The following is a 4,376-nucleotide window of genomic DNA, read 5'->3' as shown; positions in this document are numbered from 1 at the left end:
GGGAGAAGGCACTCCAACTGCCGCCGGTGCGGAAGGGGGGCTACCCCCCTTAGCTATTCCCCACCCCCGCAACGAACCCAGTCACCACGCCCCAGTCGACCAGCGAGCCGATCGTCGCCGACGCGCCCGCCGTCAGCGGGGCCTTGGCGATCTTGCCGACGCCGTACTGGGCTTCGATGCCCATGCCGGTGACGAAGTCGTAGTCGCCGTCCTCGAGCGTGGTCGGCCGCGGCATCTGGCCGAGCGCATAGGCGAGCGCGCCCTGGCCGCAGAGGAACACCGGCTCGACATCGATCCCCGCCGCGCCGGCGCCCTTCAGCAGCAGGCGCTGGGTGATCTCGGGGATCTCGACATAGATCACCCCGTCATAGACCAGCGCGCCGCCGGTAAAGAGCGGGTTGGTCTTGGTCGGGTCGCCCCCTTCGCGGTTGCGGGCGTCGCGGTTGGCGGCGGTCATCACCGGGTCGGCCTTCAGATCGCGGAAGCCGCGGGCGCCGAGGAAGCAGACGAACCATTCCTGGTCGCCCTCGGCTTCCATATAGGGGCTGATCTTGGGCCGGCCGTTATAGACGCCCGGGTTATTGGGGTCGACGCCGGTCTGCTTGGCCTGGTCCTTCAGGAGGCTCCCGACCGCCGCCGACATCTTGTCATTGGTCGCGTCGACATTCCCCACCGCGGTGGCGAAGGTGGTCGAGTAGTTGGAGAGCGCCGAGCCGAACACCACGCGGTCGGGGTTGGCGGTGACCCAGGCATTCTTGTTGCCGGCCGTGGCCGCCGACCACTTGATGCCGTTGACGCGGTTGCCGGGGTTGCCGAAGCGGCCGGCCTGCATCGCCGAAGTGGGGATCGACAGCAGCGCATCGACCAGGTCGTCGCGGACGATCCGCTTCGACCAGCCGCGCAGCAGGCTGCGCGCCGTCGAGCGCACCGAGAACGAGCTCTCCTTGTTCTGCGCCCGGTTGTTGGCCACGGCGTTTCTGGCCCAGTCGGCCCAGAGCGGCATGCCGTAGCTGTCGATCTGCTCTTCGTTGCCGCGCAGGGTGCCGGCGCCGACGCCATCGCCCGAAAGCTGGGTGACGAGCGGCACGCGGATCTCCTTGCCGTCGGCTTCGAGGTCCGACATGCGCACGATCACCGAGGTGGAATCGTCGCCCATATAGGCATCGAAGCGGGACGAGCGCAGGAAGTCATAGGCGACATCCTGGCGGAACTTGATCACTTCATTATTGGGGTGGTTGGGAGAAAGAGCCATTGCTTGATGGTCCTGATTTCAGCCGGGTGCGCTTAACGCCGCCGGCGGGTGGTTGCCGAGAACAGCTCGGCATCGGAGGGGTCGCCGGCCGCGGATGCGGGGCCGGCGGCGGTGCCGATGCCTTGCAGCGAGGGGATATGCGGCACGGCTGAACGACGGGGCGCTTCGATATTGGGCTGGGCAGCGCCGCGCAATTGGGCGAGGAAACGCTGCTGGACTTCGGGGTCTCGCATCGCCTCGTCGAGCACGCGGTTGCGATAGGCAGCGGGGTCGCCGCCGATCTCATCGAACGCCTGACGCTTCTTGTGCCAGGCGACGAGCTCCCCATAGGGGTGGTTCGAGCGCATGATGCGGAGGTAGTCGGTCTGCACTGCCGGGTCGGCCTGCATCGCCTGCCCGAGCGCGTTGTAGGCCGCCCTGACATTGTCCGACCCATGCTTTTCTTCCGCCAGGAGGCGGGAGACGCCCTGCCGCTGCTGGAACAGCTGCTCGTGGATCGGGGTCACCAGCGAGCGGCCCCATTCATCCGGGTTGTCCCAGAATTCCGGTGGCCGTGCCGCCTGGTGCTGCGGCTGCAGCTGCGCCTCGAGCCGGGTGAGCCGATGCTTCAGCTCATCCCGATCCCGCTCCGCCGCCCGCCTTGCATCGGCTTCTTCACGCAGCCGGGCAGGGGGAATGGCAGGCTCGGGCCGCGGTTCAGCGACCGGCTCGATCACCGGTTCCACTTCGGCCACGGGCGCTTCACCGGTGACGGTAGCGTTGAACAAGGCGGTATCGTCGACCGTCTCAGTGTCGTTCATCTCGTGTCTCCCGGACTATCGCGTCCGATTGGCGTGACCCTCACTGTCGCGGAGAGTGCAGCGAAACCGGCAGGAGGGCGCCGGCAGCCCGTTGCCCCGTATCGTGGCGCGGACGGAAATTGTGTTTGGCGGCGATTTGCTTGCCACCAAGGCTGGTGTGCTTGGCTGCCCCTCACCCCGGCCCTCTCCCCAGAGGGGCGAGGGGGCGATGTGGCACTGTCCGCGCAAAGTGCGTCCCCTCGCCCCTCTGGGGAGAGGGGCTAGGGTGAGGGGCGCCAAGCGCGCAGGGCTTCCCAGCGGGGTGCAGCCCGACTGATAGAGACAGCCCCCTCCCGGCCTCCCCCATAAAGGGGGAGGTGAAGAGTCGAGGCTCTGTCCTCGATCGTGCCAGGTGAACCAGCGCGGCACCTCCCCCTTTATGGGGGAGGATGGGAGGGGGCCGTCTCTATCAGTCGTTCCTTGCCCGCACCTCAGCCGCCTGCACCTGCAGCGCCCGCCCCGCCAGCTCCAGCTGCCGGTTAGCCCGCCGCGCATCCTGTTCCTCGCGCCGGAACATGAGCTCGTCCTGCCGTTCCACTGCATCGATCCGCTGCTCCAGCCCTTCGGCCGCCCGCTCGGCGCCGATATCCTCGGCCTCCGCCATCAGCTTCATCGTCTCGGCCTCGGTCTTCCGGTTGCCCAGCGCCTTGCCCTGCAGCTCCAGCATCGCCGCCTGCTGCTGCAGCATGGCGGCCTGCTGTTCCCTGGGGTCGGGCGGTTGCGGCCGCTGCCGGGTCGCATCGCGGAATTTCTTCTTGGCGGAAGCCGGCATCGACGAGGTTTCGATCAGCACTTCCAGCGCCGCCGCGGCGACTGCCGGCTGCAGCAGCGGGCCGACCGCCTGCAGCGCCTGGCGCACCGACTCGTTGGTGTCGGCCTGCATGGTCACGGTGTCGGGCCCCTCATCGAGGATGATGTCGACATCGAGCGAACCGAGCGCATTGGTGATGGTGGGGATGCCCGTCGCCGGGTCGATCGCCAGCCGGTTGACCGAAAGCCAGTTGCCCAGCCCCTCGTCATCGGTGACGCGGATCCAGCGCTCGGCGGTCCAGAGGCTCTGCACTGCGTTCCAGATGGCGCGATAGACCCGCTGTTTCCAGCCGCGATAGCCGAGCAGATACGGGCCGAGCTCCGCAATCCCCGCCTGCTGCTGCAGCGCGATGGCGCGGCCGCTCATATCCTGGATGCCCGAGCCCATCAGCGCCGGGTTGAAGCCGTAATTCTCGATCTCTTGCTTCGCCTCCTCGAGGAAACCGAGATTGGCGTTCAGCTCGGCGCCGCGCGCCGCATCGTCGAATTGCGGCAGCTCGGCGCCCACCGGCACCACCACCACGCCATCGGGGCGGGCGAGCTCGGCGCGGATCTTTTCAGGCTCCAGCCCCTGGCCATCGCGGATGACGATGCGGCGTGACTGGCTGGTGTGCAGTCCCTTGGAGCGGCGCTGGTTGATCTCGTCCTGGGCCGATTTCATGTTGCGGAAGAAGCCGTAACGGTCGCCGTCATGGTCGACATTGGCCGAAAACATCACGTATTTGCAGAGCGTCCGGCGCTTCTCGTCGCGCAGATAACTCTCGCCCTCGGCGAGGATGGCGGCGCCGGTATAGATGGCAAAGCACCACTGGTTGCCGCGCTTGTACCAGTGGTCGATCACCCGCACCCTGCGGTGGTGTTCGTCGCCCATCACCCAGTTATCGTCGCTGTCGGGGTTGCTGGTGAGCTCGGAGCCCACGTCCACCGAAGCCCCGATCTCGCGCTCTTTGTCGGGGAAGGCGGCGAGGAGTTCCGCCGCATCGGCCCATTTGCCGATCCCCATATAGCCGGCATCGGAGAAATCGGCGCGGGTCGAGGTCGGGTCGTAAAAGAACCCTGCGGGCTCGACCACTTCGAAGCCGATTTCGGTATCGCCCTTGTCGCCGGCTTCCAGCGTCAGCTCGAGCCCGCCAATGCCGTCGACCGCGCCGTTAAGCCCGGCGATCGGCGATTTTTCCTGCCAGCGCTGCTCGTCGAGCACATAGCGCAGCACCGCGGTCGCCACCTCCGCGCCATCCTCATGCTTGGGCGTGCGGGCATAGCCCTTGGGGTCCTGGCGCTGCCGCTCGAGCAGGCCGACCACGGCGTTGATCTTCCGCGCCATGCGGTTGTAGGTGACGACGGGTTGCTTCCGCTGGTTCAGCGTCTTGATCTGCTTCGCCGTCCAGTGCGCGCCATGATAATAGCGCCGCGCCTCCTGCTGCTCGTCGATCTCGGCACGCTTGCCGTCGAGATAGCTCAGGTAATCCTGCTTC

At 67.1% G+C, this 4,376-nt stretch carries 3 protein-coding genes; all 3 read right to left on the bottom strand.

All coding sequences use genetic code 11. The annotated features are described in order from the left end of the window. Positions 1–49 precede the first annotated feature (49 nt). Positions 50–1,252, bottom strand: coding sequence for a phage capsid family protein (locus VW23_RS25070; protein WP_069912214.1), 1,203 nt, complete (start codon positions 1,250–1,252; stop codon positions 50–52). A 32-nt stretch (positions 1,253–1,284) separates the two neighbouring features. Then, on the bottom strand, positions 1,285–2,052 hold the full coding sequence (locus tag VW23_RS25065) for a hypothetical protein (protein ID WP_069912213.1): 768 nt from the start codon (positions 2,050–2,052) through the stop codon (positions 1,285–1,287). Positions 2,053–2,500: 448 nt separating this feature from the next. Then, positions 2,501–4,376 (bottom strand): portal protein (locus VW23_RS29165; protein ID WP_069912212.1); only part of this gene is annotated, 1,876 nt, incomplete at its 5' end.

It is taken from the genome of Devosia insulae DS-56 (assembly GCF_000970465.2).
GTDB classification, from domain to species: Bacteria; Pseudomonadota; Alphaproteobacteria; order Rhizobiales; family Devosiaceae; genus Devosia_A; species Devosia_A insulae.
This window is presented reverse-complemented; position numbering and strand designations above follow the sequence as displayed.